This window comes from Corynebacterium sp. p3-SID1761 (assembly GCF_055862885.1).
Genome location: NZ_JBSQBJ010000040.1, coordinates 1 through 936 on the forward strand (window position 1 = coordinate 1; position 936 = coordinate 936).

The window sequence follows — 936 nt, forward strand, 5'->3', positions numbered from 1 at the left end:
TTGGCTCAATGGAAGAAATACAGACTCTTACCTTTACTCATACCCGACTCCCAACAGAAACGAAATGCAATATATTGGTATGAGCAATGATCCGGCGCGGCGAGCCATTGAGCATGGGAAAATATTCTCTACGGAGATGGAAATTGCTGATATCGACACAAACTTGCTCAGCACAGACGCCGACTCGTTCACAAGGCGTCAAGCTCGCGCTTTCGAACAGGCCGCAATCGACTCCAAGGGCCTCGACAATTTGGCCAACGCTCGAAACGAAATCGGCAGCGCACCACCTGCCCATGTAAAAAATGGTGCTGTAGCCTGGGCAAACGGCATGATCAAAAAGGGCGCAATCACGATCCCGTTCTTCTAATACCGAAAGGACAATCAATGCCTTACCTAATGACATTCGACGAGTCGATGAAGGCCATCCGTGTTTCCGACAACACCATCCTGTCTATGCCAACATCTCACGGAGCTGTCGAAGTTCAGGTCCACAAAAGTAAATACCGCGACCAAGCTGCATCGCTTACTTCAGTTCCTCACAATTCGCAAAATCTCGCCGCGCTCGGCCTGCCCAGTGTTCAAACACCGTCCGGCATACACAGCGAGTGGATTATTCCTCCCTTTGCTCTTCTAAAGAGCGCCTTTACCAAAGGCGGACCCTTCGTACGCTTAGGCAATCTCACCCCTGCGTCTTCTTGGAATGAACGTACAACCAATATTCTGCGCGACTCATCGCCCATTTACCGACCTGACTTGTGCGCGTTCGTCCCCCGCGAATTTACGGGTTCCATTCCTACTGGCACCCCGGACGCCGCTATCGACAAAGCACAATGGACCCTAAAGATGTGGATCAAGTCAGTATCCACACGTTCGGCCGATGCAAATGAGCGAAAACTTCTTTCTGTTCCATGGACGCTATACTCAGTCGGCCACCTA

General features: G+C 51.0%; 2 protein-coding genes. Both read left to right on the forward strand.

The annotated features are described in order from the left end of the window. Window positions 1-367 (forward strand): hypothetical protein (locus tag ACWXWJ_RS10245; protein ID WP_473964349.1); only part of this gene is annotated, 367 nt, incomplete at its 5' end. 29 nt (window positions 368-396) lie between these two features. Continuing rightward, window positions 397-936 (forward strand): hypothetical protein (locus ACWXWJ_RS10250; RefSeq protein ID WP_473964350.1); only part of this gene is annotated, 540 nt, incomplete at its 3' end.